Origin of the sequence: Pseudomonas sp. RIT-PI-q (assembly GCF_001297125.1) — a bacterium.
Classification (GTDB): Bacteria; Pseudomonadota; Gammaproteobacteria; order Pseudomonadales; family Pseudomonadaceae; genus Aquipseudomonas.
Map to the genome: position 1 here is coordinate 133,810 of NZ_LHPC01000007.1, position 26,136 is coordinate 159,945.

At 60.3% G+C, this 26,136-nt stretch carries 25 protein-coding genes; 9 read left to right on the forward strand and 16 right to left on the reverse strand.

Going from position 1 to position 26,136, the window contains the following annotated elements:
- The first annotated feature begins 3 nt into the window (after window positions 1-3).
- Complete coding sequence (locus tag AEQ67_RS00840; RefSeq protein ID WP_059402176.1) at window positions 4-858, forward strand: shikimate dehydrogenase; 855 nt, start codon at window positions 4-6, stop codon at window positions 856-858.
- Between the two features lie 106 nt (window positions 859-964).
- Here AEQ67_RS00840 and AEQ67_RS00845 read toward each other — a convergent pair whose 3' ends face one another.
- Both AEQ67_RS00845 and quiC read right to left on the reverse strand, forming a co-directional pair.
- Window positions 965-1,642 (reverse strand): TetR/AcrR family transcriptional regulator, encoded by a 678-nt coding sequence (locus tag AEQ67_RS00845; protein ID WP_059402049.1) that lies wholly within the window; start codon window positions 1,640-1,642, stop codon window positions 965-967.
- Window positions 1,643-1,744: 102 nt separating this feature from the next.
- Window positions 1,745-3,646: a 3-dehydroshikimate dehydratase QuiC gene (gene quiC / locus AEQ67_RS00850; RefSeq protein ID WP_059402050.1), complete on the reverse strand. Its 1,902-nt coding sequence runs from the start codon at window positions 3,644-3,646 to the stop codon at window positions 1,745-1,747.
- Window positions 3,647-4,083: 437 nt separating this feature from the next.
- On the opposite strand from quiC, the gene AEQ67_RS00855 reads away from it, so the two are divergent.
- Window positions 4,084-5,400 carry an MFS transporter gene (locus AEQ67_RS00855; protein ID WP_236710267.1) on the forward strand — a complete coding sequence of 439 codons (1,317 nt, stop codon included), beginning with the start codon at window positions 4,084-4,086 and terminating at the stop codon, window positions 5,398-5,400.
- A gap of 46 nt (window positions 5,401-5,446) precedes the next feature.
- Here the strand turns inward: AEQ67_RS00855 and AEQ67_RS00860 are convergent, their stop codons facing one another.
- Window positions 5,447-6,325, reverse strand: coding sequence for a DMT family transporter (locus AEQ67_RS00860; protein WP_059402052.1), 879 nt, complete (start codon window positions 6,323-6,325; stop codon window positions 5,447-5,449).
- 294 nt (window positions 6,326-6,619) lie between these two features.
- Window positions 6,620-7,396 carry an IclR family transcriptional regulator gene (locus AEQ67_RS00865; protein WP_059402053.1) on the reverse strand — a complete coding sequence of 259 codons (777 nt, stop codon included), beginning with the start codon at window positions 7,394-7,396 and terminating at the stop codon, window positions 6,620-6,622.
- Window positions 7,397-7,726: 330 nt separating this feature from the next.
- Here AEQ67_RS00865 and ypfJ point away from each other — a divergent pair, with 330 nt between their 5' ends.
- Window positions 7,727-8,620, forward strand: coding sequence for a KPN_02809 family neutral zinc metallopeptidase (ypfJ, locus tag AEQ67_RS00870; RefSeq protein ID WP_059402054.1), 894 nt, complete (start codon window positions 7,727-7,729; stop codon window positions 8,618-8,620).
- The gene (locus AEQ67_RS00875) at window positions 8,620-9,579 is read left to right on the forward strand and encodes a hypothetical protein (protein ID WP_059402055.1); all 960 of its coding nucleotides are present in this window, start codon (window positions 8,620-8,622) and stop codon (window positions 9,577-9,579) included. The genes ypfJ and AEQ67_RS00875 overlap by 1 nt, the downstream gene beginning before the upstream one ends.
- A 120-nt stretch (window positions 9,580-9,699) precedes the next feature.
- Here AEQ67_RS00875 and AEQ67_RS00880 read toward each other — a convergent pair whose 3' ends face one another.
- The 3 genes from AEQ67_RS00880 to AEQ67_RS00890 form a co-directional block, all read right to left on the reverse strand.
- Window positions 9,700-10,293 (reverse strand): HAD family hydrolase, encoded by a 594-nt coding sequence (locus AEQ67_RS00880; RefSeq protein ID WP_059402056.1) that lies wholly within the window; start codon window positions 10,291-10,293, stop codon window positions 9,700-9,702.
- Entirely contained in the window at window positions 10,290-11,159 is an 870-nt protein-coding gene (gene tesB, locus AEQ67_RS00885) for an acyl-CoA thioesterase II (RefSeq protein WP_059402057.1), read from the reverse strand. The genes AEQ67_RS00880 and tesB overlap by 4 nt, the downstream gene beginning before the upstream one ends.
- Window positions 11,160-11,262: 103 nt before the next feature.
- Window positions 11,263-11,832: a GNAT family N-acetyltransferase gene (locus tag AEQ67_RS00890; RefSeq protein ID WP_059402058.1), complete on the reverse strand. Its 570-nt coding sequence runs from the start codon at window positions 11,830-11,832 to the stop codon at window positions 11,263-11,265.
- A gap of 74 nt (window positions 11,833-11,906) precedes the next feature.
- On the opposite strand from AEQ67_RS00890, the gene AEQ67_RS00895 reads away from it, so the two are divergent.
- Entirely contained in the window at window positions 11,907-12,827 is a 921-nt protein-coding gene (locus AEQ67_RS00895; protein WP_059402059.1) for a histone deacetylase family protein, read from the forward strand.
- A gap of 296 nt (window positions 12,828-13,123) precedes the next feature.
- Window positions 13,124-14,365 carry a TIGR03862 family flavoprotein gene (locus tag AEQ67_RS00900; RefSeq protein ID WP_059402060.1) on the forward strand — a complete coding sequence of 414 codons (1,242 nt, stop codon included), beginning with the start codon at window positions 13,124-13,126 and terminating at the stop codon, window positions 14,363-14,365.
- Between the two features lie 107 nt (window positions 14,366-14,472).
- On the opposite strand, the gene AEQ67_RS00905 is transcribed toward AEQ67_RS00900, so the two are convergent.
- Window positions 14,473-15,807: a DEAD/DEAH box helicase gene (locus AEQ67_RS00905; protein WP_059402061.1), complete on the reverse strand. Its 1,335-nt coding sequence runs from the start codon at window positions 15,805-15,807 to the stop codon at window positions 14,473-14,475.
- Window positions 15,808-15,859: 52 nt separating this feature from the next.
- The gene (yedA, locus tag AEQ67_RS00910) at window positions 15,860-16,789 is read right to left on the reverse strand and encodes a drug/metabolite exporter YedA (protein WP_059402062.1); all 930 of its coding nucleotides are present in this window, start codon (window positions 16,787-16,789) and stop codon (window positions 15,860-15,862) included.
- A gap of 163 nt (window positions 16,790-16,952) precedes the next feature.
- Between yedA and AEQ67_RS00915 the strand changes: the two genes are divergently transcribed.
- Entirely contained in the window at window positions 16,953-17,408 is a 456-nt protein-coding gene (locus AEQ67_RS00915) for an Lrp/AsnC family transcriptional regulator (protein WP_059402063.1), read from the forward strand.
- 119 nt (window positions 17,409-17,527) lie between these two features.
- Here AEQ67_RS00915 and AEQ67_RS00920 read toward each other — a convergent pair whose 3' ends face one another.
- From AEQ67_RS00920 to AEQ67_RS00930, 3 genes are all read right to left on the reverse strand, one after another.
- A complete protein-coding gene (locus tag AEQ67_RS00920; RefSeq protein ID WP_059402064.1) occupies window positions 17,528-18,139 on the reverse strand; it encodes a 3'-5' exonuclease in 612 nt (203 codons plus the stop codon).
- Between the two features lie 22 nt (window positions 18,140-18,161).
- Window positions 18,162-18,641 (reverse strand): LabA-like NYN domain-containing protein, encoded by a 480-nt coding sequence (locus AEQ67_RS00925; RefSeq protein WP_059402065.1) that lies wholly within the window; start codon window positions 18,639-18,641, stop codon window positions 18,162-18,164.
- A 137-nt stretch (window positions 18,642-18,778) separates the two neighbouring features.
- Window positions 18,779-19,540, reverse strand: a complete 762-nt coding sequence (locus tag AEQ67_RS00930; protein WP_059402066.1) for a DUF2076 domain-containing protein — start codon at window positions 19,538-19,540, stop codon at window positions 18,779-18,781.
- A gap of 178 nt (window positions 19,541-19,718) precedes the next feature.
- On the opposite strand from AEQ67_RS00930, the gene AEQ67_RS00935 reads away from it, so the two are divergent.
- Both AEQ67_RS00935 and AEQ67_RS00940 read left to right on the forward strand, forming a co-directional pair.
- On the forward strand, window positions 19,719-20,399 hold the full coding sequence (locus tag AEQ67_RS00935; protein WP_059402177.1) for a YciC family protein: 681 nt from the start codon (window positions 19,719-19,721) through the stop codon (window positions 20,397-20,399).
- Window positions 20,400-20,530: 131 nt separating this feature from the next.
- Complete coding sequence (locus AEQ67_RS00940) at window positions 20,531-21,610, forward strand: endonuclease/exonuclease/phosphatase family protein (protein WP_059402067.1); 1,080 nt, start codon at window positions 20,531-20,533, stop codon at window positions 21,608-21,610.
- A gap of 130 nt (window positions 21,611-21,740) precedes the next feature.
- Here the strand turns inward: AEQ67_RS00940 and AEQ67_RS00945 are convergent, their stop codons facing one another.
- From AEQ67_RS00945 to AEQ67_RS00960, 4 genes are all read right to left on the reverse strand, one after another.
- Window positions 21,741-22,577 carry an ABC transporter ATP-binding protein gene (locus tag AEQ67_RS00945; RefSeq protein WP_059402068.1) on the reverse strand — a complete coding sequence of 279 codons (837 nt, stop codon included), beginning with the start codon at window positions 22,575-22,577 and terminating at the stop codon, window positions 21,741-21,743.
- Complete coding sequence (locus AEQ67_RS00950) at window positions 22,565-23,368, reverse strand: ABC transporter permease (protein WP_033054201.1); 804 nt, start codon at window positions 23,366-23,368, stop codon at window positions 22,565-22,567. The genes AEQ67_RS00945 and AEQ67_RS00950 overlap by 13 nt, the downstream gene beginning before the upstream one ends.
- 9 nt (window positions 23,369-23,377) lie before the next feature.
- Window positions 23,378-24,367 carry an ABC transporter substrate-binding protein gene (locus tag AEQ67_RS00955; RefSeq protein ID WP_059402069.1) on the reverse strand — a complete coding sequence of 330 codons (990 nt, stop codon included), beginning with the start codon at window positions 24,365-24,367 and terminating at the stop codon, window positions 23,378-23,380.
- A 394-nt stretch (window positions 24,368-24,761) separates the two neighbouring features.
- Complete coding sequence (locus AEQ67_RS00960) at window positions 24,762-26,132, reverse strand: aspartate aminotransferase family protein (RefSeq protein ID WP_059402070.1); 1,371 nt, start codon at window positions 26,130-26,132, stop codon at window positions 24,762-24,764.
- Between the last annotated feature and the right edge of the window lie 4 nt (window positions 26,133-26,136).

The following is a 26,136-nucleotide window of genomic DNA, read 5'->3' on the forward strand; positions in this document are numbered from 1 at the left end:
GCCGTGACCCAGAACAACGCAATACTGGCCGGACTGATCGGCGCCGGCATTCAGGCTTCCCGCACCCCGGCGCTGCACGAGCACGAAGGTGATGCCCAGGGCTTGCGTTACCTTTATCGCTTGATCGATATCGACCCGTTGCAACTCGACAGCAGCGCCCTGCCCGACCTGCTGACAGCCGCCGAACGCATGAACTTCACCGGCCTGAACATCACCTTTCCGTGCAAGCAGGCGATCATCCCGCTGCTCGACGAATTGTCGCCGGAAGCCCGCGGGATCGGCGCGGTGAACACGGTGGTGTTGAAGGGCGGTAAACGCATCGGCCACAACACCGATTGCCTGGGCTTCGCGGAAGGGTTTCGTCGCGGCTTGAAGGGCGTTGCCCTGGAGCGCGTCGTCCAAATGGGCGCCGGTGGTGCCGGTGCGGCGGTGGCCCACGCACTTTTGAGCGAAGGCGTACAGCTGCTGAGCATTTTCGACGTGGATGACAGCCGCGCTCAATCGCTGGCAAATAACCTGAATCAGCATTTTGGCGCCGGACGGGCCGTTGCCGGCCATGACCTGTCGAGCACCCTGGCCCAGGCTGACGGTCTGGTGAATACCACGCCGATGGGCATGAAAAAACTGCCAGGCATGCCGGTGCCGGTGGAGCTACTTCGGGCCGAGTTGTGGGTGGCGGAGATTGTTTACTTCCCACTGGAAACCGAACTGCTGCGCCACGCCCGCGCCTTGGGTTGCCGGACATTGGATGGCGGCACCATGGCGGTGTTTCAGGCGGTGAAGGCGTTTGAGTTGTTCAGCGGCGTGGTGCCGGATGCCCAGCGGATGCTGGCGCATTTTCAAAGCATGAATGGGTGAAGATCAAAAGATCGCAGCCTCGTTTCACTCGACAGCTCCTACAGGTGGATGCGATCTAATGTAGGAGCTGTCGAGTGAAACGAGGCTGCGATCTTTTAAGGGCCAATCAGGCCTGCAGATACCGCAAAACCGACTCGCAAATCATCTCCCGATGACGCTGCTTGATGCCTTCATCCGGCAAGTCGATCTGAAAAATCTCACCAAACGTGTGGCGGTTCGACACGCGATAAAAGCAGAACGAACTGATCAGCAAGTGCACATCCAAAGGATCAAGACCGGCACGGAACACACCCTCTTCAACGCCCCGACGCAGAATCACACCGAGTGAATCGAGAATGGTGTTGTTCATCGCCTTGATCGCATCGGAGCGCTTCACATACTCGGCGTTGTGAATGTTCTCGATGCAGACGATGCGCACGAAATCGACGTTGCGATCATGGTGATCGAAGGTGAACTCCACCAGCCGCCGAATAGCCTCGACCGGCGCCAGCTCAGCCAGGTGCAGACGGTTTTCGGTGCTGCGGATATCGCCGTAGAGCTTCTCCAGCACCTCGATATAGAGCTGCTCCTTACTGCCAAAGTAGTAATAGATCATGCGCTTGGAGGTGTGGATGCGCTCGGCGATAGCATCGACGCGGGCGCCGGAAAGCCCCTGCTGGACGAACTCGACAATAGCCTCTTGAAGGATGTTCTCGCGGGTCTTTTCCGGGTTGTTCTTGCGACTCTTGCGCGGTTCGGCAATGGGCTCGTCGGGCTTTACGGAAAGTTCTGAAGTTATTGTCATTGCGGGCTCACGGCCATCACTGCACAAGCTGGCGATTATGGGCCGCGCCGCACACTGAAGGAAGCCGTGCGGCAGCGGTTTAGCCTCGCGGTTACGAATTTCCTACAACTTTGCCTGACGGATGGCACCACTTCGGGATTTGGCCATGGCCGCCAAACGCACCGCCACATTCGCCGCGCCGTAACCGGCATAACCGTTCTTGCGCTGGATGATTTCAAAGAAGAACCGCCCTTCGAAAGGCTCGGTGTAAACGTGAAACAGCTCGCCGCCCTGGGCATCGCGATCGTAAAGCACGTTGTAGTAGGCCAGTTCACTGAGGAATTCGTCGTCGAAATCAAACCGCGCGGCGAGGTCATCGTAGTAGTTGAGTGGAATATCCAGCAGCGGCACGCCCGCCTCTTTTGCGCGACTGACTTCGGCGAAGATATCGTCGCAATCAAACGCGATGTGATGTACGCCAGAGCCGCGATAACTCGACAGCGCATGTGAGATCGCGGTGTTACGGTTCTCGGAAATGTTCAGTGGCAAGCGAATCGAACTGCAACGGCTGCGCAGCGCCCGGCTCTTCACCAGGCCGTACGGGTCAGGCAGCACCACTTCATCGTCGGCCTCGAAATCCAGCAGGCTTTTATAAAACAGCACCCAACTGTCGAGACTGTCGGCCGGCAGCGCCATGGCCATGTGGTCGATGCGCTTGAGTCCGCCGCTGGCCACGGCGGTTGGCTGCAGATTGAAATCGGTGCCATAGACGTCTGCGTCCTGGTCCACCAGGTAAATCAGGCTGCCATCCGGCGCGCGTACGGCAGCGAGCTCCAGTTCATTGGGGCCGACCAGTCCGCGATACGGTTGACCTTTATAAGCCACGGCCCGGGCCAGAGCGCTGGCGCTGTCCTTGACGCGCACGGCGGTGGCGCACAGCGATGGACCGTGGGCCTCGAAAAAACTGTGCGCGAACGAGTAAGGCTCAGAGTTGAGGATCAGGTTGATATCGCCCTGACGCAACAGGCTGACGTTCTTGGAGCGATGCTGACCGGCCTTGACGAAACCCAGCCGCTCCAGCCAATGGGCAAGCTTGGCGCCAAGACTTTCGTCCACGGCGAATTCAAGAAACTCAATGCCGTTGTACTCGCTGGCCTTCGGTGTCTCGAACAAAATATCGAGGTTGGTCGCCGGCCTGGCTTCCTGCTCCAGACGCTGGCGAGTCTTTTCCTCCAGATAGAGCAACGAACGCAACCCATCGGCGGCGTTGGCCCGCGGTGGCGCGGCGCGGAAGCCGTCGTTGAAGATCTCCAGCGACAACGGCCCGGTGTAGCCGCTCTTGATGATCGGCGCGAGGAAACCCGCCAGATCGAATTCGCCCTGGCCCGGGAAGCAGCGGAAATGCCGACTCCATTCCAGTACGTCCATGGCCAGAATCGGCGCGTCGGCCATTTGCACGAAGAAGATCTTGTCGCCGGGAATCTCGGCGATTGCGCTTGGATCGCCCTTGAGCGACAAGGTGTGGAAGCTGTCGAGTAACACACCGAGATTCGGGTGGTCGGCTTGGCGAACGATGTTCCACACCTGTTGATACGTGTTTACGTGACGGCCCCAGGCCAGTGCTTCGTAACCGATCCGCAGACCACGCGCGCCGGCGTGTTCGGCGAGCAGGCGCAAGTCGTCGACAAGAATGTGTTCATCGCCAATGGAGTCGGCCGAGGCGTTGCTGCACACCAGCACCAGGTCAGTGCCCAGTTCCTGCATCAGATCGAACTTGCGTTCTGCCCGCTCCAGATTGCGTGACAACCGATCACGGCGGCAGCCTTCGAAATCCCGAAAGGGTTGAAACAGCGTGATGGCGATCCCGAGATCGGCGCACATCTGTTTAATTTCCCGCGGACTGCCGTCGTAGTAGAGAAGATCGTTTTCGAAAATCTCCACGCCGTCGAAACCGGCGGCGGCAATGGCCTCGAGCTTTTCCGGCAAAGTACCGCTCAAGGAAACGGTGGCAATGGAACGCTGCATATTTCGACTCCCGGTGGTGGAGACCATCTTGTTAGGGCATAGCTCGCGGCATGTAGCAGCTGGCGAAGCCTGCGTTCGGCTGCGCAGCAGTCGTGAAATCAGGCGATGCGGTCTGACAGGTAAACCGCGTGTACAGGTTTACGACTGCTTCGCAGCCGAACGCAGGCTTCGCCAGCTGCTACAGGGACTGCGTTTTTCTTGGGGTAAATTATTGGCTGCGCGATTCGACACGGCAATTTAAAGTGTACTACCCGGTTAGTTTTGCGTGCGATTATCGAACACAATGGCCGTTCGCGAATTGACGATTTTTCGTCCACTGCGCAACATCGACTGCACATTGAGTCCGGTCATGAACCACCGGGTTTGGTTTTCAACGACGCAGCACACCACATAAAAATAATCGGGTGGCCTACATGACTCCTTCTCGAAGCTCTCCCATGGAGCGTCGCTCCATGACTCCTGCCACAAGTGGCATCGGCGACAAGATTCGCGGCGCCATGGCCGTCGGCAAAACCCGTTGGGGTATGCTGGCGCTGGTGTTTTTCGCCACCACCCTGAATTACATCGACCGCGCCGCACTGGGCGTGATGCAGCCGATCCTGGCCAAGGAAATGAGCTGGACGGCGATGGACTACGCCAACATCAACTTCTGGTTCCAGGTCGGCTACGCCATCGGTTTCGTGCTGCAAGGCCGCTTGATCGACCGCGTCGGTGTGAAGCGCGTGTTCTTCTGTGCCGTGCTGCTCTGGAGCCTGGCGACCGGCGCCCATGGCCTGGCCACTTCAGCGGTCGGCTTTATGGTGTGCCGCTTCATCCTCGGCCTGACCGAAGCCGCCAACTACCCGGCCTGCGTGAAAACCACGCGGCTGTGGTTCCCTGCCGGCGAACGCGCGGTGGCCACCGGCATATTCAACGCCGGGACCAACGTCGGTGCGATGTTCACCCCGATGCTGTTGCCGCTGATTCTCCACGTTTGGGGTTGGCAGGCGGCGTTCCTGTGCATGTCGGCGCTGGGCGGGATCTGGTTGGTGCTCTGGGGCTTGAAATACTACAACCCGGAAGAGCATCCAAGCGTTAAACAATCGGAACTGGACTACATCCAGAAGGAAGTCGAACCGGAACAAACCCGCGTGCCGTTCTCGAAAATCCTGCGCATGCGCGGCACCTGGGCCTTCGCCCTCGCCTATTCGATGACCGCTCCGGTGTTCTGGTTTTACCTGTACTGGCTGCCACCGTTTCTCAATCAGCAATACAACCTGGGCATCAACGTGACCCAGATGGGCATTCCGCTGATCATCATCTACCTCACGGCGGACTTCGGCAGCGTCGGTGGCGGGATCCTCTCCTCGTTCCTGATCGGCCGCGGGATCAACCCGATCAAGGCACGCCTGATGTCGATGTTCCTGTTCGCCTGCTGCATCATCGGCGTGATCATGGCTGCCGGTTCGAGCAATCTGTGGGTCGCGGTGTTCGCCATCTCCCTGGCCATCGGCGCTCACCAGGCCTGGACCGCGAACATCTGGAGCCTGGTGATGGACTACACGCCCAAGCACATGATGAGCACGGTGTTCGGCTTCGGCGGCATGTGCGCGGCCATCGGCGGGATGTTCATGACCCAGTTGGTCGGGCACATTCTGACCATCACCAACAACAACTACACCGTGCTGTTCACCATGATTCCGGCGATGTACTTCATCGCGCTGATCTGGATGTACTTCATGGCACCGCGCAAGATTCCTACCGTCACCGACTAAAATCCCTTCACCCGGCAGGCCTGATTCCAGGCCTGCAACGCTTTTTTCAGCGGCGACTTTGTTGCCAGGCCGCTGCCAATCCGCTGCAGCAAATCACAGCGATCCCGACGACAGCAGTGAGAGTCGGCGTGTGAGAAAACACCAACCAGCCCAACAGACCGGCAAACACAATCTGGCAGTAGCCAAAGGGTGCCAGCAATGCCGGCGCAGCATGCCGGAAGGCTTGGGTCAGAAACAGATGCGCGGTCATTCCACACGTGCCCAGCGCCAGCATCATTGCCCCGTGCCCCAGACTCGGCACCTGCCAGAAGAACGGCACCAGTGCACTCATCACCAGGGTGTTGCACAAGCCGGCGAAGAAGTTGCTGGTGGTCGGGCTGTCGATTTTGCTGAGCATGCGGGTCAGCAGTTGATAGAAGCAGAAAAACAGCGCCGAGCAGAGCGGCAGCAAGACGGCCGGGGTGAACAACTCACCGCCAGGATGGACGATGATCACCACACCGATGAATCCACAAATCACCGCGATCCACTGACCACGCGTGACCCGCTCCCCCAGCAAGGGCACCGACAGCGCGGTCACCAATACCGGCGCGAGAAAGTTGACTGCCGTGGCTTCGGCCAACGGGATGTACTGCAAGCCGGTGGTGAAAAACAGACTGGTGCCCAACAGACACAACGCCCGCAGCAATTGCAGCAATGGACGCTTGGACCGTAGGACACGCAGCCCGGATTGCGGCAGAAAAATCCCTGCCATCAGCAAGGTGTGGACCAGATAACGCGCCCACACCACCATGACAATCGGGTAGAACCCCGAAAGGTACTTTGACAAGGCGTCATGACTGGAAAACAGGAAGGTCGCGAGAACAATCAGCAGGATCCCTTTGAAGGGCTGGTTGACGCCGGAAAGCGGAGTGCTGACGGTCATTAGGTATCCTTGTTCATAGAGTCAAAAGCATCGCGGGCACGCCGTGCTCCTACAGTACCGTCAGACTGGCCTGGGAGAAAAATCGTTCGTTCAGGGGCGAGCTCAAACAATTTAGAACCAGATTCCAGATTCTCGCACACGCATGGATCGAAAGTGTTCGAACAGCGCACACTTTCTAGCGCTTATTCGAAAATTCAAATATGGGAGCGAGCCTGCTCGCGATGAGGCCCCGCACATCCAGCGTCGATGTCGCCTGCCCCACCGCTATCGCGAGCAGGCTCGCTCCCACCAGATTCAGGCGAACAACTCAGACGCCAGGCTCGCCGCCGCCAACTCCTCGGTAAACTTCAACAACAAGGGCGCCAGCTCATGCAACCGTGCCCCTGGCATCCGCGCGCTGGGCCCGGCGATGCTGAGCACACCGATCACCCGGCCATCACCCGGATGCCTCACCACCGCGGCAATCGCCGACGTCCCCACCGCCGAACTCTCCTCGACCCAGGCATAACCCTGCTCCCTCGCCATACGCAGACGTTCAAGCAGTTCAATGTTGGAGCGCGGCGCATTCGGCCCCAGGTCTTTCGGCCGGTCGCCACCCTGGCGCTCCACCAGCGACAACGCTTCGGCATCGCTCATGCACGCCAGCCACGCATGCCCCGACGCGGTGTAAAACAACGGCGCATCGCGGCCCATGTCCGGGTCGTAACGCAGACCGGAACGGGCGCCTTGGGACTTGGCAATCCAGACCTGCCGCTCGCCTTCGATCACCCCAAGGCGTACCAGCTCACCGGTTTCCTGCGCCAGGCGATCAAGCACCGGCTGAACGATATCGGCACCGCTGCTCGACAAGTAACGAAAGCCCATCGCCACCAGTTTGGTCGACAAGTGATAGCGCAGATTCTCCGGATTCTGCCGCACGTAGCCCAGTCGAATCAGTTCGGCCAGCAGACGGTGGGTCGCACTTTTGGGGATATCCAGTTGCTCCGCCAGCGTCTGCATCGGCAGGCCGCGAGGGTCACTGGTGAGGCTTTCGAGCACGCTGAAACCACGGTCGATCTGACTGCCGGCCATGAGGGTTTCCACACAAAATTTTTTCGATTCTAGAAGACAACCGGATGAATGCGAAATCTGGAACCCAATGTCCCATCGCTGCGCTGTCCGCCGGTATGGGACGCGTTCGACCAGTAATCCTGCGACGCAGGCAGTCGCCAGCTCGATAAAAACCCTTCGACTGGGGAATTAGATGGGTAGTCCGTGTTCAATACGAGTCTGGATGTTCCCGGCAACCCGATACCGGTTGCCGGGAAGGCGCCTGCGCGCAGCAAAAGATGGACGACCGGACTGGCGCCGCTCCCACTCAGCAGCAACACTCATCCCCACGGACAATCAGAGGATTCCCACATGCTATGGAAAAAAGGCCGACGCAGCGACAACGTGGTCGATGCCCGTGGCGATGATGTCGGCGGTGGTGGTGGCGGGATGCGCTTCGGGGGCGGCAAGGGCCTGAGCCTGACGGCGATCATTCTGATCGTCGGGATCGGCTGGATCACCGGCCAGGACCCGATGCAAATCCTCGGACAACTCACCGGTCAGATGAGCGAGCAATCGGCACCGACCACCAGCCAAACCCGCAAGGCGCCACCGGCCAATGATGAAGGTGCCGAATTCGTGCGCTCGATCCTCGGCGATACCGAGGACACTTGGGGCCAGATTTTCCAGCAGGCCGGCCGCCAATATAAGAACCCGACGCTTGTGCTGTTCAGCAACCGCGTCAACTCGGCGTGTGGCCTGGCCACGTCGGCCACCGGTCCGTTCTATTGCCCGGCGGACCAGAAGGTCTACCTGGACATGAGTTTCTTCCAGGAGATGTCCCAACGCTTTTCGGCCGCAGGCGACTTCGCCCAAGCCTACGTGATCGCGCATGAAGTCGGACATCACGTGCAGCCCCTGCTCGGTGTTTCCGCGAAAATTCAGACAGCTCGCCAGCAAGGGCGGCAGATGGAAGGCGACGGCGGATTGCTGGTGCGTCAGGAACTGCAAGCCGATTGCCTGGCCGGGGTCTGGGCGAACAATGCGCAGAAGCGTCTGAATTGGCTGGAACCGGGTGACATTGAAGAAGCCTTGAATGCCGCCAACGCCATCGGCGACGACCGCTTGCAGCAGCAAGGTCAGGGTCGCGTGGTGCCGGATTCGTTTACTCATGGCACGTCGGCGCAACGGGTGCGCTGGTTTAAAACCGGATTCGCCCAAGGCCAGGTCGGCCAGTGCGACACCTTTGCAGCGAAAAACCTTTAATGAATAAGTGGCTGTTGGCTTTACTGTTTACCTGCGCAAGCACCCAGGCTGCCGAGCACGGAGTTAAAGAACTCAGCCCAGGCCGGCTGTTGTTGAAGGAAGGTGAGATCGCGGTGGGCATTGGCCCGGCACCGAGCAAAATCGAACGCGTACTGATCATCATCCATGGTCGATTGCGCAATGCCGAAACCTATCGCCGGAGTGCCGAGCATGCGGCCGAACAAGCGGGACAAAGCGCGACCACGCTGGTGATCGCCCCGCAGTTTCTCAATGAAACCGACGTCGCGGCCCATCCCGTGGCTGACAGCGTATTGCGCTGGCAGGGCAATGAGTGGATGGCCGGTGGTTTATCCACAGCGCCGTTTCCTCTGAGTTCCTACGCAGCACTCGACGAAATCGTCGCCCGAATTGGCGATCGCCGACAATTTCCGGACGTGAAGCAAATCGTCATCGCCGGTCACTCTGGAGGCGCTCAGGTGGTGCAGCGATATGCGTTGCTGGGCCACGATCAGCCAGAGCTCAAGGCAGCTGGCATACAGGTGCGATACGTGATCGCCAACCCGTCTTCTTACGCGTACTTCGATGAGAGACGGCCGGTAGCGTTCAGCCATGCCGGTTGTCCGGGATTCAATCGCTGGAAGTACGGGCTGACGGATCTGCCCGCCTATGCCGAAGGACAAACGCCCGCGCAGCTGCAGGAAAACTACGTCACGCGTGACATTGTTTATCTACTGGGGCAGCAGGACATCGACCCGAATCATCCGGCACTGGATAAAAGCTGCGAGGCCAAAGCCCAGGGCGCTTATCGATTGGCTCGCGGGCGCAATTATTTTGATTATCTGAAGCGGCTGCATCCTCAGGGGTTGAGTCAGCAGCTGATCGAAGTGCCCGGGGTCGGGCATGATGGGAATGCGATGTTTAATTCGCCGGAGGGGCAGAAGGCGTTGTTCGGTCAGTAGGTTGGTGGCGCCTGATCTGACGCCATCGCGGGCAAGCCCGCTCCCACAGGTTTTGTGTTGGGCAAAGTATTGTGATCAACATAGAACCTTGTGGGAGCGGGCTTGCCCGCGAAGGGTCCCTCAAGCGAACAACATTTCCCGCAACGCCACACAATCCTGCGCATGCCAATCCGTCAACTCAGGCCACGGATTATCCGGCAGATTCACCAACACCGTCCGCGTGCCCGCCGCCCGACCGCAATCCAGGTCAAAGCGATAATCACCGACCATCACCATCTCGCTCGCCGGCACATTCCAGGCCTGGGCCAACTTCAGCAAACCACCCGGGTGAGGTTTCGGCGGCGCTTCATCGCGACCCAGCACATCCTCCACCGCGAAGCAGTCGGCCAGGCCGATGGCCTCCAGCGTCACATGCGCCAGCTCACGAGCATTGCGCGTAAGAATGCCGAGGCGATAACCGCGCCCGGCCAATTCACGCACCAGTTCCACCGCTCCCGGCGCCGGCTTCGAGCCCAACGCCAGGTCGCGTTCGTGCTCCAGCAACCACGCATGTTTGGCCGCGGCTTCATCGGCCGGCAGTGCAGCGAGGTGGGTCAGGATGTCGTCTTCGACCGGGATCGCCAACGCCACGCGAATCGCCGCGAAGTCATGCACCGCCACCGTCAGGGTGCCGTCCATGTCGAACACCCAGTGCCGCACCTCGGCCAGGCTCATGCCCAATCCTTGCGATGGCGAATCAGGCCTTCCTGAGTGACCGAGGCCACCAGTTGCCCGGCGCGGTTGAACACGCTGCCACGGGTAAAACCGCGAGAATTGCCAGCCCACGGGCTGTCCATCGCGTAGAGCAACCAGTCATCGGCACGCAGGTCGGCGTGAAACCACAACGCGTGATCGAGGCTCGCGACCTGCATGTCTTTCTGCCAGACCGATTTGCCGTGGGGCTGCATCGACGTGGTCAGCAGACCGAAGTCCGAGGCGTAGGCCAGCAAATATTTATGCAGCGCCGGGGAGTCGGCCAAGGCACCGTCGGCGCGAAACCAGACGTACTTGATCGGATCGGACGGTTGCGGGTTGTAGGGATCTTTCTCGGTGATCGGTCGGAATTCGATCGGTTTCGGACACAGAAATTTTTCGCGCATGTGCTCCGGAATCAGGTGCGCACGCTGCTGGGTAAGTTCCAGTTCCGACGGCAGATTTTCCGGGCCGACCACAATCGGCATTTCAGCCTGGTGTTCGAAGCCTTTTTCGTCATACTGAAACGACGCGCTGCAGGTGAAAATCGGATTGCCTTTCTGGATCGCCGTCACCCGACGCGTGCTGAAACTGCCGCCGTCGCGCACCCGATCCACCTGATACACCACGGGCAACGCCGAATCACCCGGACGCAGGAAATAACCGTGCATCGAATGCACGTGGCGCTTTTCTTCGACCGTCTGACTGGCCGCCGACAGGGACTGACCGATCACCTGACCGCCGAACAACTGACGAAAACCCAGGTCCTGGCTGCGGCCACGGAACAGGTTTTCTTCGATCGGTTCCAGGGTCAGCAGGTCAACCAGATCATCCAACACTTGGCTCATTCAGACTCTCCTCACACAACGCAATGCCGCGCAGTCTTGGCTGCGGCGGTCGATTCAGTTTCTGGCCATGGCCCATACGGCCATTGTAAACGTCCGTGCCAGCTTATCCATGCAAGGTTTGCAGCCATTGTTCACGAGAAATCCGGTACAGCACATGGTGACGCAGGGCATGATCGGACGCGAGTTTTGGGTGTTCGAAATCATCGGCTGAATCATGCTGCATGCCGATCGCCTGCATGACTTTCTGCGAAGGCGTGTTGGCTTCGGTCGTAAAAGACACGACCTCCTTCAGCGCCAACCGATCAAACCCGCAGCGTAGAGCGGTCCACGCCGCTTCACTGGCGTAACCCAAGCCCCAGTGCTCGCGGGCCAGGCGCCAACCGATCTCGGTGGCCGGGGTGAAGGGCGCGTCGAAACCGACCGCAGCCAGTCCGGTAAAACCGATAAATGCGCCGGTGTCCTTGCGCTCCAGCGCCCAGAAGCCGAAGCCGTGCTCGGCAAAATGCCCGCGAATCCGCCCGATCAGCGAAGCACTTTCCAATCGACTCAAGGGCGCCGGAAAATAGCGCATCACCTGTGGATCGGCACACATCGCCGCAAATGCCGGCAAATCCTCATCGCGCCACTGCCGCAACAGCAGTCGCGCGCTCTCGAGTTCCAGTATCGGCTCCATCGTGCCCCTCCAATTCCATGCCGCAAGTCTACATCGCTGGTAGGATCGTTCACTCATTCCTACACGATTTCATCATGCCCCTGCCGTTGATCTACCACGAAGACTACAGCCCCGAGTTCCCGGCGGATCACCGCTTCCCCATGGACAAATTTCGCCTGTTGCGTGATCACCTGGTGCACAGCGGGCTGACCCTCGACGCCGATCTGCTGCGCCCGGAGCTGTGCCCGCCAGAGATTCTCGCCCTCGCTCATGACCCTGCGTATATCGAACGCTACATGGGTGGCGAATTGTCCCGCGAAGACCAGCGGCGCCTCGGTCTGCCCTGGAGCGAAGCCCTGGCCCGGCGCACAGTGCGAGCGGTCGGCGGCTCGTTGCTGGCGGCCGAGCAGGCGCTGGAACACGGGCTGGCCTGCCACTTGGCGGGCGGCACCCATCACGCGCATTACGACCATCCTGCCGGGTTCTGCATCTTCAACGACCTGGCCGTGATCAGCCATTTCCTGCTGGAAAGTGGTCGTGTGAATCGGGTGCTGATCTTCGATTGCGATGTGCATCAGGGCGATGGGACTGCACGGATTCTGCACAACACCCCGGAGGCGATAACCGTTTCCCTGCATTGCGAAAAGAATTTTCCGGCACGCAAAGCCGAAAGTGACTGGGACATTCCGTTACCGATGGGCATGGGCGATGTCGACTACCTGAAGGTCGTCGACGATGCGCTGAACTATTTGCTGCCGCTCTACCAACCGGACCTGGTGTTGTATGACGCCGGCGTCGATGTGCATAAGGATGACGCCCTCGGTTACCTGAAGCTGACAGACGAAGGTGTCACCGCGCGTGATGAAAGCGTGATGCGTCATTGCCTGGGCCGCGATATTCCGGTGGTCGGGGTGATTGGCGGTGGTTACAGCAAGGACCGTAAGGCCCTCGCCCGTCGGCATGGCATCCTGCATCACAGCGCCCAGCGTGTCTGGCAGTCATCAGGTTGTCATTGAGCTGTGAGTCTTTACCCACAATGCCTGTGGAACCGCCTGTGGATAACCTGAGTGAAAGCGCCTACAGCCCATGCCGCGTATAGGCTACAGAGTGCTGATTGTTTTTTGATCAACTATCGAATCCATCACCAATCCCTGTGGGAGCGGCGGTGCGACGATTCGACTTGCCCGCGATGAGGCCGGCACATTCATCATATTTGGTGACTGACAGTCCGCTATCGCGGGCAAGCCCGCTCCCACAATGATTCGTGCTGGTAGAATGCCCGGCTTCATTCCGCCAAACCGCAGCGCATCCCATGACTCAGCCCTCGACCACCTCCCCTTCTCACGTCGCCATCATCGGTGGCGGCCCCGCCGGTCTGATGGCGGCTGAAGTGCTGAGCCAGGCCGGGATCAAGGTCGACCTGTACGACGGCATGCCGTCGGTCGGGCGAAAATTCCTCCTGGCCGGTGTCGGCGGCATGAACATCACCCATTCCGAAGCCTACCCGGCGTTTCTCTCGCGCTACGCCGAACGCGCCCCGCAAATTGCACCGCTGCTGCGTGGCTTCGGTGCCGAAGCGTTGTGCGAATGGATTCATGACTTGGGCATTGAAACCTTTGTCGGCAGTTCCGGCCGGGTTTTCCCCACCGACATGAAAGCCGCGCCGCTGTTACGCGCCTGGCTCAAACGCCTGCGCGATGCCGGCGTCGTTATCCACACCCGCCACCGTTGGCTGGGTTGGAATGCCGATGGCAGCTTGAAAGTAGCGAGCCCCGAGGGCGAGAAAACCTTAACGCCTGATGCAACCCTGTTGGCCCTTGGCGGCGGCAGCTGGTCGCGCCTCGGTTCGGACGGCGCCTGGATGCTGCCATTGGAAAAACGCGGCGTAGGACTGGCGCCGTTGCAACCGAGTAATTGCGGCTTCGAGGTGCAGGCCTGGAGCGAATTGATGGTCAGCAAATTCGCCGGGGCACCGCTGAAAAACATCGCCATTGGCCTGAATGACGACGTACCACGACTCGGCGAATGTGTGATTACCGCGACAGGGATCGAGGGCAGTTTGATCTACGCCCTGTCGGCACCGATCCGCGAGGCCATCAACCTGCACGGCGCGGCGACTATTCATCTCGACCTGCTGCCGGGCAAGCCTGTGGATAAAGTCCAGGCGGCGCTGAGCAAACCACGCGGGTCGCGTTCCATGGCCAAGCATCTGCACAGTCAGCTGGGTCTTGATGGCGTCAAAGCGGCATTGCTGCGGGAACTCACGCCGGCCGACACTTTTGTCGATGCGGCGCGGCTGGCCAAAGCGATCAAGGCTTTGCCCCTGACGCTGGTGAAAACCCGCCCGCTGGACGAGGCCATCAGTAGCGCCGGAGGCGTGATGTTCGAGGCGATGGATGAACGTTTGATGCTCAAGCAATTGCCCGGCGTGTTCTGCGCGGGTGAGATGCTGGATTGGGAAGCGCCGACGGGCGGCTACCTGCTGACTGCGTGTTTCGCCAGTGGGCGAACGGCGGGGCTGGGGATGGTGGAGTGGTTGCAGCGCAGGGGCTGAAGACCGAGGCGCGCCCTTCGCGGGCAAGCCTCGCTCCTACGGATTGGTGGTGCCCTTGTAGGAGCGAGGCTTGCCCGCGAAGGCGGCTTAACAGACGCCGCAACTCATCAAGGCTTCTTCTTACGCGGCCCGGTATTAAACACCGGCACTTTTCGCACAGGCTTGATCGAAGGTTCCGGCGCCGAAGCATCCCCACTCTCAACCCACTTGCCCAGGTTGCGCTTGCCGCCACCGGAGGTCTTGGGTTTCTTCGGCTTTTTCGGTTTCTTGACCACCTGACCGCTGGCATCGGTATCCGGCACGCGGTGCTCTGGTTCAAAGTCATGCTCCATCTGCCGAGGCAACGTCTGACGGGTCAACGTCTCGATGGCTGACAGCAAATTCACTTCATCGGCGCACACCAGCGAAATGGCCTGCCCACTTGCGCCGGCACGGCCGGTTCGACCGATACGGTGAATGTAGTCTTCCGCCACGATCGGCAGATCGAAGTTGACCACCAACGGCAGGTCTTCGATATCCAGGCCACGGGCCGCGACGTCAGTGGCGACCAGGATCTGCACTTCACTGAGCTTGAACCGGTCGAGCGCACGCTGACGGGTCGCCTGCGGTTTGTCGCCATGGATGCCGTCAGCGTTGATGCCCAGGCCCTGGAGTTTTTCCACCAGCGCGTCCACGCCGTTGCGGGTCTTGGCAAACACCAGCACCTGCTTCCATTTGCCCTTGCGCATCAAGTGAACGAACAGTTCGGCCTTGCGTTTCTTGTCCACCGTCACCACCCATTGCTTGACGGTGCTGGCGGCCACGTTGCGCGGACTGACTTCGATGCTCAGCGGATCGTTGAGCATTTGCCCGGCCAGCAAGCGGATCGCGTCGGAGAATGTCGCGGAGAACAACAGTGTCTGGCGTTGCTTCGGCAGCACGCGGTAAATGTTCCCCAGCTCCTCGGAGAAACCCAGATCGAGCATGCGATCGGCTTCGTCGAGGATCAGGGTTTGCAGCTGATTGAACTTGAGCGCCTTCTGGCGATACAGATCGAGCAACCGCCCCGGTGTCGCCACCAGCACGTCGACACCTTTGCGCAGCTTCATCATTTGCGGGTTGATGCTGACGCCGCCGTACACCGCGTAAGTGCTCAACGGCAGGTTCTCGGCGTACTGACGCACGGCTTCATGAACCTGCTCGGCCAACTCACGGGTCGGCACCAGGATCAGCGCGCGTACCGAGTTGGACGCCACTTTCGGTCCTTCCATGGCCAACAATTGCAGCAGCGGCAGCGCGAAACCGGCGGTCTTGCCGGTGCCCGTCTGGGCCGCGGCCATCAGGTCGCGACCGGCCAGCACCGCCGGAATGGCTTGCGCCTGAACCGGCGTCGGGGTCTGGTAGCCGAGCTTCTCGAGAGAGCGCAGCAAGGGTTCAATCAGGCCAAGGGTGGCGAAAGTCATGGGATTACCGTAGGAAAAATCAGCGCGGGTGTGCAATGGCGCGCAGTTTACCCTAATTCACACGGGATTCTGTCGGCACCGCCTTCACCACCGGCCGTTCCGGTGCACGGCGCCACTGCGGCAGGCCAATTAGCACCACGGCGCTGATGATCACCAACATGGCCAGCGCTTCTTCAATCCCGATGGTCTCGCCGACAAACACGATCCCCAGCAACACCGCCACCGCCGGATTGACGTAGGCATAACTGGTGGCCGCCGCCGGACGCACGTTTTTCAACAGGTACATGTAAGCGTTGAAGGCGATGATCGAACCGAAGAAGGTCAGGTAGGCCAAAGCTGCCCAGCCTTCGATCGGCGGCATGCTGTCCAGGTGCTCACCGCTCAACGCACTGCCGATCAACAGGGCTACGCCGCCCACCAGCATTTCCACGGCACTGGCCATCGCGCCTTGGGGCAACGGCAAGTGCTTGCTCCACACCGAACCGAAGGCCCAGGACGCTGCCGCAAACACCAGCAACAACGCGCCCAACGGACTCGATTGCAGGTTGGAGCCGAGGTTGAGCATGGCGATACCGATCAGCCCGAGCGCAATCCCGGCCCATTCGAGACGGGTATTACGCGCGCCCCAGAAATATCCGCAGAGCAAGGTAAACAACGGCACCGTCGCCACCGCCAGCGCCGCCACACCGGAGGCCACGCCCATGTGCTCAGCCACACTGACCCCGCCGTTACCGCAGGCCAGCAGCAGAATCCCGATGATCCCCGCGGCTTTCCACTGCGCCCAAGTCGGCGCCGGTGCCCCGCGCCAGCGCAGGAAGCCATACATCAACGAACCGGCGATCACAAAGCGGATACCGGCGAGCAGCAACGGCGGCCAGTACTCCACGCCGATGCGAATCACCAGGTAAGTCGAGCCCCAAATCACGTACAGCGCGAAAAAGGCGGCGATCAACGGTAAGGGAAAACGACGTAAGCCAGGCATGGGGCAGCTCGTAGGCAGGACAAGTGAACAGCTATTCTAGAAAGGCCAGCGGCGTAAAATAAGTTACAAAACCTGTTTATAGCGCCGGTACACTTTTCAAAACACGGAGATTTGCGGCATAAACCGTGCTTTCGAAAGTCAGTCATTTTTCAGGAATACGACGATGGATAAATACGACCGCATGCTGCTCAGCGCCTTGTTGGAAAACGGTCGTGCGTCTTACGCCGACCTGGCGCGCAAAGTGAACCTGTCCGCCCCGGCCGTGGCCGAGCGCGTGGCCAAACTCGAGGCCTGTGGGGTGATCACCGGTTACCAGGCGAAGGTCGACATGGCCAAGCTCGGCCTGCCGATCCAGTGCGTCATCGAACTGCGCCTGAACCAACACGGCAACCAGAAGGCCTACGACGACCTGATCAAAATCCCACAGCTGACTGAATGCCACCGGGTAACCGGCGATCCGTGCGTGATCATGCAGGCTGCAGTGGGCTCGATGCCGGAGCTGGAAGAGCTGATCAACCGGATTGCCAAGTTCGGGTTCAGCAAGACATCGATCGTGCTGTCGAGCGCGATAGAGAAACGCGTGCCGTTGGGGCAGCTGGAAGCCAATGGCAAAGTCTGAAACAGTGCAGTCCTTGTGGGAGCGGGCTTGCCCGCGATGAGGCCAGCACATTCAATATATTTGCTGACTGACCCTCCGCTATCGCGGGCAAGCCCGCTCCCACAGGGTTCAGGTAAGGTTCAAAACCCGCGATGCCGCTTGAGATGCTCGTTGATCTTCGCCGCCGGGACTTTCTGCAAACTCACCAACAGATCATGCGACAACTCGCGCAACCCGTGCTTCTGCCGCAGCTCCTGGGCCAGGTGCGCCGTCAGGTTCGCCGCCATTTCCGCATCCGCCATCGCCCGGTGAGCTTTACCGGTGTGAGGCAGGTTGGCGAACGTGGTGAGGGTCCCGAGTTTGTGGTTCGGTGCGGCGGGCATCAGGCGACGGGCCAGTAGCAGCGAGCAGGCAAAGTTCTGCAAGCGTGTGCGTTTGATGCGCCCCAGTTCGAAGTCCCAGAACTTCTGGTCGAACGCCGCGTTGTGGGCCAGCAGTGGCGTGATGCCGACGAACTCGTTGACCTCGTTCATCACTTGCTCGGCCGACGGCGCGGTGCGCAGCATGGCGTTGCTGATGCCGGTGAGTTGTTCGATGAAGCCTGGCACACGCACGCCAGCGTTCATCAGGCTTTGGTAACGCTCGACGATGCGCCCCTGTTCAAGGATCACCACGGCAATTTCCGTGGCCCGGCAGCTGCTGCTCGGGGAGATCCCGGTGGTTTCAAAGTCGATGACTGCTATGCGTTCCAAACCTGTTTCAACTCCGTAAAAATCAATTCTTGAGCAGCAACGCGCCTTCGATCGGCACGTAGCGGCTGGCGGCGCGGATCAGCGAGTTGGCGGTCAAGCCAGGGACGCCATAAGCCACCGCTTGCACCCCGTGTTTGGCGATGATGCGCTCCAGCAGCATGTCGAAATCACCGTCGCCTGAGGCCAGCACCACTTCGTCAACATGATCGGCGGCGTCCATGATGTCGAGGGTGATGCCCACGTCCCAGTCGCCCTTGGCCGAGCCATCGCTGCGCTGGATATAAGGCTTGAGCTTCACGACGAAACCGAGGTTGCGCAGGATCTGCTGGAACTGCTGCTGTTTGCTGTCACCGCGATCGATCGCGTAGGCATAGGCCTCGACGATCTCGCCCTGTTTGCTGATGTCAGCCCACAACGCGGCATAGTTGAAGTGACAACCATAAGCCTGGCGCACGGTGTAATAGAGGTTTTGAACGTCGGCGAACACTGCGATTTTTTTCACCGGTCATCCTCATGAGCGCGCCGCAGCGCAGGCTGGATCAGGCACCAGGCCCGATAAGTCGCCCAGTATGCCAGCCCAAAGGATTGTTCCGCGAATAATCGGCCCGAAGCGCCGTAGCACTCCGGACGAATGGCGTGTCAGACGAAGGAATCGTCGTCGCCGCCGAAGAACGATGAGCTGTCATCGCTGTAGTCGGCATCGGTGAAGCCGCCCTGATCGTTGGCATTGTTGTCAGCCACACGCTGATCGTCGCCCCAACCCTTGTCGCTGTCGCTCTGATCGTTGACCTGAGCCGGTTCTTCCTTGATGACTTCAACCACTTCCGGCTGTTGGTTGTGATGGAACAGGCTGCTGATGCCTTGCGCCAGCATCACACCACCGGCCACGCCCGCTGCGGTTTTCAAAGCACCACCGAGGAAACCGCTGCCGGCAGGTTGTTGCGGCGCGTAATTCTGCTGAGGCGGCGCTGCGCCAAAGTTCTGCTGTGGCGGCTGCGAATTGAATGACGGCCGCGCCGGTTCACGCCAGCCGCCACCGCTCGACGCCGGTGCGCTTTGAGTCGGCGCGGGCTGCGGATCACGGGGGCCGCCTCCAAAGATGCTCGACAAAAAGCCACCGCTGCTCGGCGCCGGAGCCGTTGTCTGGGCCTTGGCCGATTGCAGTTCGGCCTGCAATTGCTGAACTTGCTGAGTCAGTTGCTGGTTCTGTTGGTCGAGGCTTTTGATGGCGGCCTCTTGCACCAGAATCGCCTGGGTCATGAAATAGCCTGCCGCGGGCTGGCGAGTCAGGTGTTCCTTGATCCGCGCCTCGGCCTGGGCGTCGCGCGGGGCTGAATCCGTTTCGGCCTGTTGCAGCCGGGAAAACAGTCCATCGATCAGGGTTTGTTCTTCGCTGTTCATGGCGACCTCGTAGATTGCCGGGAATATCGTCGCCCTCATCCACTGTGGATAAGGTGCTCCTTGGTAATGGAGGCTGACACAGGATGTTTCAATGATCTTTACCGAACGTTTACGTTTGCGCCTGCAAGCACTTGATCGGTTAAAGTGGGCCACTGCTTCCAACCTGCGATACCGACTGATGAATCCGTTCGATGTGCTGCGTGACTCCCTGTATTTCTTCAAGCGCAATCTGGGCCAGATCGTCCGGCTGTGCCTGCCGCTGGTGATTCTGGAGGCGCTGTTGCAACAAGTCGTCGACCACTCCACGGAGCCCGACAGTTTTCCCGGCATCAGCGTGATTGTCGGCTTGCTGATTTACCCGCTGTACACCGCCGCACTGATCCTGTTTCTCGACGCCCGCAGCCGTGGCGAATCGCCGCGCAACCGCGACCTGCTGTCGAGGTCCGCTTACCTGTGGCCGCGTTTTGCCGTGCTGACGGCGCTTAATACGCTGCTGATCCTGATCGGCCTGTCGCTGTATTTCCTGCCGGGCATCTGGCTGATGGTGACCCTGGCGTTTGGCGAGTACCTGCTGGTGCTGCGCGGCATGGCCCCGCTGGCGGCGATGAAGGAAAGCCTGCGCCTGACCCGCGGCCATTTCCTGCGCATCCTGGTGTGCATCCTCTGTGTGATGGGCCCGTTGTGGGTGCTCAAGGGCGCGACCCTGGCGGTGTACCCCGAGCCGCAGAACCCGGTGATTTCGTTGTTGATCGACAGCGCTCACAGCTTCCTGCAACTGTTCGTCAGCGTGGTGCTGTTCCGCCTGTTCATGCTGATCGGCGACGCCCCCGAGAAAATCGACGGCCCACACTCCTTGTAGCCGCTGGCGAAGCCTGCTACACAATGGGTGCGTGCCAGGGCTAATTGATGGGTTCGCTGTTTCGCCCTTGGGCTTAAACCCGACGCTCGGTTATGCTCGAAGCCATCTTTTGTAACGCTATAAGCCGAGCCATGACCCGCCTACTGCGCTACACCCTGCTGGGCCTGCTGATTGTCATCGGCGTGTTGACTTCGCTGATCTACAGCCTGACCTGGCGCCCCGAGGCCAAGGAAGTGCTGCCCGTCAGTTGCAGCGCCCAGGCGCCAACCCTGGTCCCCGGCCAGGCGTTGAAAGTGATGACCTGGAACGTTCAGTACCTGGCGGGCAAGCGCTACGTGTTCTGGAATGACCTGGCCGCCGGCAACGACGAAAACCCCACCCCTGAAGACATGGCGTTCAGCCTCGATGAAGTGGCGCGGGTGATTCGCGACGAGCAGCCGGACATCGTCCTGCTGCAGGAACTCGATGACGGCGCCAAGGCCAGCGATTACCAGAACCAGATCAAACTGCTTCAAGAAAGGCTCGCCGACCTTTATCCGTGCAGCGCTCACGCCTTCGACTGGAAAGCCGACTTCGTGCCGCAACCGCACATCTTCGGCAGCGTTGGCCGGCAACTGGCAACGCTGAGCCGCTACCAGATCGAACACGCCGAGCGCCTGCAATTGCCCGTCGCGCCGGCCAATCTGATCAGCCGCCAGTTCAAACCGAAAAACGCTTTGCTGGTCACGTATCTGCCCCTGAGTGACGGCGGGCAGATCGCGGTGCTCAACACTCATCTGGACCGGGTGATCCAGCCCGACGAAACCCTGCAAGCCCAGGTGACTGCCGTGGCCAAAGCCCTCGACAAGTACGAAAGCCGCGGCACGCCGTGGTTGATCGGGGGCGACTTCAACCTGCTGCCATTGGGGCAATACCAACGCCTGCCCACCGAGCAACGCACGCCCTACTCCGCCGACAGCGCGTTGCATGTGCTGTGGGACAAGTACCCGATGATCCCCACCAACAACGAAGCCGGCGGTGTCGACCGCGCGCGATGGTTGACCCACTACCCGAACGACCCGGGGTTGAACGGTCCGGACCGGACCGTCGACTACCTGTTTTACAGCACGCGGATCAAACGGGTCGAAGCGGTGGTGAGGCAGGACGATACCTTGCGAATCTCCGATCATTTGCCGGTGATTGCACGGTTCCTATTGCCGGCCGCCTCCTAACCCCGGCCAACGCAACGCAAAACCTGTAGGAGCCGGCTTGCTGGCGAAGGCGGTGTGTCAGCCGACATCCATGCCGAATGTGCCGGCCTCTTCGCTGGCAAGCCAGCTCCTACAGGGGGTTGCGTGAAGCTCAATGCGCCTCCTCCAGCTCGTCATGCAGCAATCCGAAAATCTTGCGTTTCATCTCGATGAACGAGCGCTCCATGACCATGTCCAGGGTCCGTGGGCGCTCGATCGGCACGTCGAGAATCTGCTTGATCCGCCCGGGCCGCGCGCCCATCACGTAAACCCGATCGCCCAACAAAATCGCCTCGTCGATGTCGTGGGTCACGAACAGCACGGTCTTCTTGCTGTTGCCCCAGACCCGCAATAACAGCTGCTGCATTTGCAAACGCGTCTGGCTGTCGAGCGCGCCGAAGGGTTCGTCCATCAACAGAATTTGCGGGTCATTGGCCAGCGCCCGGGCAATCGCCACGCGCTGCATCATGCCGCCGGACAGCTGCTTGGCGTAGTTGTCGGCGAACCCGGTCAGGCCGACTTCATTGACGTAGTAGTCGACGATTTCCTTGCGCTGGGCCGCCGCCATGCCGCGACGCTTGAGGCCAAACTCGACGTTCTGGCGCACGGTCAGCCACGGGAACAGCGTGTAGCTCTGGAACACCATGCCGCGATCCGCGCCCGGCCCCTGCACCTGCTGACCGCCGACGTAAATCTCGCCTTCGGTGGGCTCATTCAGACCCGCAGTGAGGTACAGCAAACTCGACTTGCCGCAGCCCGACGGCCCGACCAACACAGCGAACTGCTGATCCGGCACTTCAAACGACACCTGCTCCAGCGCGGTGAACATGCCGCCGTCAGGTTTCTGATAGCGCAAGCTGACCTTGTCCACTTGCAACCGGGGCGCGGCTTGCACCGGGGCCGCCTGGGGCGTGACGAAGCGAGGGTTGACGGCGGTTACTGAGCCCATGCGGCGATCCTCAGACGTAGGAAACGGAACAGTTGATCGGTGACCAGGCCCAGCAGGCCGATGATCGCGATTGCCAGGAAAATCACATCCACTTGAAAGCCACGCATGGCTTTAAGGCTCAAGTAACCCAGGCCGCTGGAAGCCGCGACCAGTTCGGCGACCACCAGGTAAGTCCAGGCCCAGCCCATGGTCACGCGCAAGGTGTCGAGCACACCCGGCAACGACGCCGGAGCGATCACATGCAGCACCGCATCGCGGCGGTTCGAGCCCAAGGTGTAAGAGGCGTTGATCAGGTCTTTGGAGATGCCCTTGGACACGTCAGCGATCATCACCAGTTGCTGGAAAAACACCCCGAAGATAATCACCGAGACCCGTTGCTCCAGACCGATGCCGATCCACAGGATGAACAGCGGCACGAACGAGGTCACCGGCAGGTAACGGATGAAATTGACCATCGGTTCGAGGAACGCCTGGACGATGCGAAAGCTGCCCATCAACAACCCCAGCGGCACCGCCACCAGCGACGAGACGATGAAGCCGACCATCACCACTTCGACGCTGGCCCACACATGCTGGCCGAGAGTGCCGTCGCGGCTCAGGCGCACGGCGGCTTCAACCACCGCGCCCGGTGTCGGCAGGAACATGCCTGGCACCACGCCGCCGTAGGACAACCCGGCCCACAGGCCGACCAACAAGACCCAGGCCAGCCCGCTCGCACTCCAGATCACCGACACCGGCAAACCGGTCTTGGGCGTGATGCAGCGGCTCAGCCATGAATTGCGCTTGAACATGCGGACCTCCTAGAGCGTCGGGCTGACGAAGCGGTTATCGATCAGGTCGTCATTGCTGACGTTGTAGGGTTTGCCCTGCAATTCGCTGGCGGTCTCGTTGGCCAGTTTGATCAGTGGTTCGCTGTCGCCCGGCTTGCCCGGCGAGCCGAGGAGTTTTTCGCTCATGGCTTGATCGTAGAAGCGCACGCCTTGCGCGGCGGCGGCCAGTTCCTTCGGATCGGCCAGGTATCCGCCGACGCCTTTGGCCATGATTTTGTAGGCTTCCTCCGGGTGATCCTTGGTGTACTGGACGGCTTTATACAAACCCGTCACCAACGCCTTGACGTCTTCCGGCTGCTTCTCTATGACCGTGCAATTGAGTGCCACCACGTCGACAATCACCCCCGGCGTGCTGCTGCTGTCGATCAACACCTTGCCTTGCTGCTTGCTGCGCACCATCGACAGATGCGGTTCCCAAGTCACGGCGGCCGGCACCCGACCAGCGATGAATGCGGTGGCGGCGTCGTCAGCTGTCATGTTCTGCACGGTGATGTCGCTCATTGTCATGCCGTGTTTTTTCAGCAGGTAAGACAGCCAGAACTGCGAGGTAGAACCTTCATTCACCGCCACGGCCTTGCCCTTCAACTCCTGCAGACTCTTGACGTCCTTGCCGACCAGCACACCGTCGCCACCGTGGCTGTCATCCAGCGCGGCCACCGCCTTGAAGCAAAATTGCGGACGGTACTTGAGCACTTCGTCGATGGTCGACGCCGAGCCCGACAATTCCCCTGACGCCTGAGCTGCCATGTACATCGAAGCCTCTTCGACCACTGGCAACTCGACGGTCAAACCGTTTTCCTTGAAGTAGCCCAGGTCCTGGGCGAGGTAGAGGGTGCCGTAGCCGACCCACGTGGTGTGACCGATGGACAGGGTGCCGGCCTGGGCGCTGGTGGCGACCGTCGCGGCGATGGCGGTGACCGCCAGTGGATGAGCGAAGCGGGTAAGCAAGGACTTGATCATGGAGCACTCCCAAAGCTGTTGATTTAGTTTTGTAATGGGCAGTACGGCCAGTGGCCTTGGAGCAAAAGCAACCGGTGGTCTCTGAGGGACCTTTCGGTGGTCAGCGTTTGGCTGACTGGCGAGGTCGATGTTGGCCCAAGGCGGGGATTAGGAAAATTAGGAAATATGTCGATGGGAGAGATGAAAAAACTGGCTAGCGTGCACTGCGAAAGGGCGCTGTTGGCGGGGGTGCACGGGGTGGGTGCAAAAGGTGGGAGGTGGGGTGAATCGGCCATCGCTTTCGCGGGCAAGCCTCGCTCCTACAGGATGTAGGTCGGCCTCGGAATCCTGGCACGACACATAACCTGTAGGAGCGAGGCTTGCCCGCGAAGAGGCCCGCAAAATCGCTACAAAATCAGAGCCGGCCGTATTCCTGCGCCGTACGATCCACCGCTCTGACGGTCTTGCCCACCAGCTCATCAACCTCTTCACGACTGGCAATCAACGCCGGCGCCATGATCATCCGCCCCAGCGTCGAGCGAATAATCACCCCTTCCTCGAAACCGATCGTGCGGCAACGCCAGGCAATGTCGTTCTCGTTGGCAAAACGCTTGCGAGTGCTTTTGTCCTCGGCCAATTGCAATGCCGCCACCATCCCGACACCCTGAATATCGCCCACCAACGGGTGATTGCCGAACACCTCGCGCAAGCACTGTTGCAGGTACGGCCCGATGTCATCCTTGACCCGCGTCACCACTCCTTCATCACGCAAGGCCTTGAGGTTGGCAATCGCCACCGCCGCCGCCACCGGGTGCCCGGAATAGGTCAGGCCGTGGGCAAACACCCCGCCCTGCTCCACCAGCACCTGGGCTATTTTCTTCGACAGGATCAACCCGCCCATGGGGATGTAGCCCGAGGTCAAACCCTTGGCGATCGACAAGGTGTCCGGCTCGAAACCGAAGTGTTCGTGAGCAAACCATTCGCCAGTGCGACCGAAGCCGCCGATCACTTCGTCGGCGCACAACAACACGTCGTACTTCCGGCAAATCCGCTGAATTTCCGGCCAGTAACTCTCTGGCGGGAAGATCATCCCGCCGGCGCCCTGGAACGGTTCGGCGATGAAACCTGCAACCTTGTCGGCACCGAGTTCGAGAATCTTCGCTTCCAGTTGCTGCGCCGCTCGCAGGCCGAATTCAGCCAGCGTCAGGTTGCCCTCGTGAGCGAAGAAGTACGGCTCATCGATGTGTTCGATATCCGGCAGCATGCCGCCCATTTCGTGCATGAACTTCATGCCACCGAGAGCCGTCGCCGCCAGGGTCGAACCGTGGTAACCGTTCCAGCGACCGATCATGACTTTCTTCTCTGGCTTGCCAAGAACCTGCCAGTAACGCCGCACGGTGCGGATCAGCACCTCGTTGGCTTCGGAGCCGGAGTTGGTGTAGATCGCGTGGCTGTAGTGCCCTGGCAACAGGCTGAACAGCAGCTCCGAGAGCTCGATCACCTGCGGGTGAGTGGTGTGGAAAAACATGTTGTAGTACGGCAACTGCTCCAACTGTCGGGTCGCCGCAGCCGCCAAATCCTTGCGGCCATAACCGAGATTGGTGCACCACAACCCGGACATGCCGTCGAGGTAACGCCGACCATCGTTGTCCCACAGGTGCAGGCGCTCGCCCCGGACCATCACTCGAGGCCCTTCGTCGTTGAGTGCCTTCTGATCGACGAATGCATGGATGTGGTGCGCAGCATCGGCGGCCTGGTAGTCGCGGGTTTCACGTGGTGTGGTCATCGCC

Coding starts and splice junctions, on each gene's coding strand:
- AEQ67_RS00845 (WP_059402049.1), bottom strand. CDS start 1,642: ATGACAATAACTTCAGAACTTTCCGTAAAGCCCGACGAGCCCATTGCC.
- quiC (WP_059402050.1), bottom strand. CDS start 3,646: ATGCAGCGTTCCATTGCCACCGTTTCCTTGAGCGGTACTTTGCCGGAA.
- AEQ67_RS00855 (WP_236710267.1), top strand. CDS start 4,084: ATGGAGCGTCGCTCCATGACTCCTGCCACAAGTGGCATCGGCGACAAG.
- AEQ67_RS00860 (WP_059402052.1), bottom strand. CDS start 6,325: ATGACCGTCAGCACTCCGCTTTCCGGCGTCAACCAGCCCTTCAAAGGG.
- AEQ67_RS00865 (WP_059402053.1), bottom strand. CDS start 7,396: ATGGCCGGCAGTCAGATCGACCGTGGTTTCAGCGTGCTCGAAAGCCTC.
- ypfJ (WP_059402054.1), top strand. CDS start 7,727: ATGCTATGGAAAAAAGGCCGACGCAGCGACAACGTGGTCGATGCCCGT.
- AEQ67_RS00875 (WP_059402055.1), top strand. CDS start 8,620: ATGAATAAGTGGCTGTTGGCTTTACTGTTTACCTGCGCAAGCACCCAG.
- AEQ67_RS00880 (WP_059402056.1), bottom strand. CDS start 10,293: ATGAGCCTGGCCGAGGTGCGGCACTGGGTGTTCGACATGGACGGCACC.
- tesB (WP_059402057.1), bottom strand. CDS start 11,159: ATGAGCCAAGTGTTGGATGATCTGGTTGACCTGCTGACCCTGGAACCG.
- AEQ67_RS00890 (WP_059402058.1), bottom strand. CDS start 11,832: ATGGAGCCGATACTGGAACTCGAGAGCGCGCGACTGCTGTTGCGGCAG.
- AEQ67_RS00895 (WP_059402059.1), top strand. CDS start 11,907: ATGCCCCTGCCGTTGATCTACCACGAAGACTACAGCCCCGAGTTCCCG.
- AEQ67_RS00900 (WP_059402060.1), top strand. CDS start 13,124: ATGACTCAGCCCTCGACCACCTCCCCTTCTCACGTCGCCATCATCGGT.
- AEQ67_RS00905 (WP_059402061.1), bottom strand. CDS start 15,807: ATGACTTTCGCCACCCTTGGCCTGATTGAACCCTTGCTGCGCTCTCTC.
- yedA (WP_059402062.1), bottom strand. CDS start 16,789: ATGCCTGGCTTACGTCGTTTTCCCTTACCGTTGATCGCCGCCTTTTTC.
- AEQ67_RS00915 (WP_059402063.1), top strand. CDS start 16,953: ATGGATAAATACGACCGCATGCTGCTCAGCGCCTTGTTGGAAAACGGT.
- AEQ67_RS00930 (WP_059402066.1), bottom strand. CDS start 19,540: ATGAACAGCGAAGAACAAACCCTGATCGATGGACTGTTTTCCCGGCTG.
- AEQ67_RS00935 (WP_059402177.1), top strand. CDS start 19,719: ATGAATCCGTTCGATGTGCTGCGTGACTCCCTGTATTTCTTCAAGCGC.
- AEQ67_RS00940 (WP_059402067.1), top strand. CDS start 20,531: ATGACCCGCCTACTGCGCTACACCCTGCTGGGCCTGCTGATTGTCATC.
- AEQ67_RS00945 (WP_059402068.1), bottom strand. CDS start 22,577: ATGGGCTCAGTAACCGCCGTCAACCCTCGCTTCGTCACGCCCCAGGCG.
- AEQ67_RS00950 (WP_033054201.1), bottom strand. CDS start 23,368: ATGTTCAAGCGCAATTCATGGCTGAGCCGCTGCATCACGCCCAAGACC.
- AEQ67_RS00955 (WP_059402069.1), bottom strand. CDS start 24,367: ATGATCAAGTCCTTGCTTACCCGCTTCGCTCATCCACTGGCGGTCACC.
- AEQ67_RS00960 (WP_059402070.1), bottom strand. CDS start 26,132: ATGACCACACCACGTGAAACCCGCGACTACCAGGCCGCCGATGCTGCG.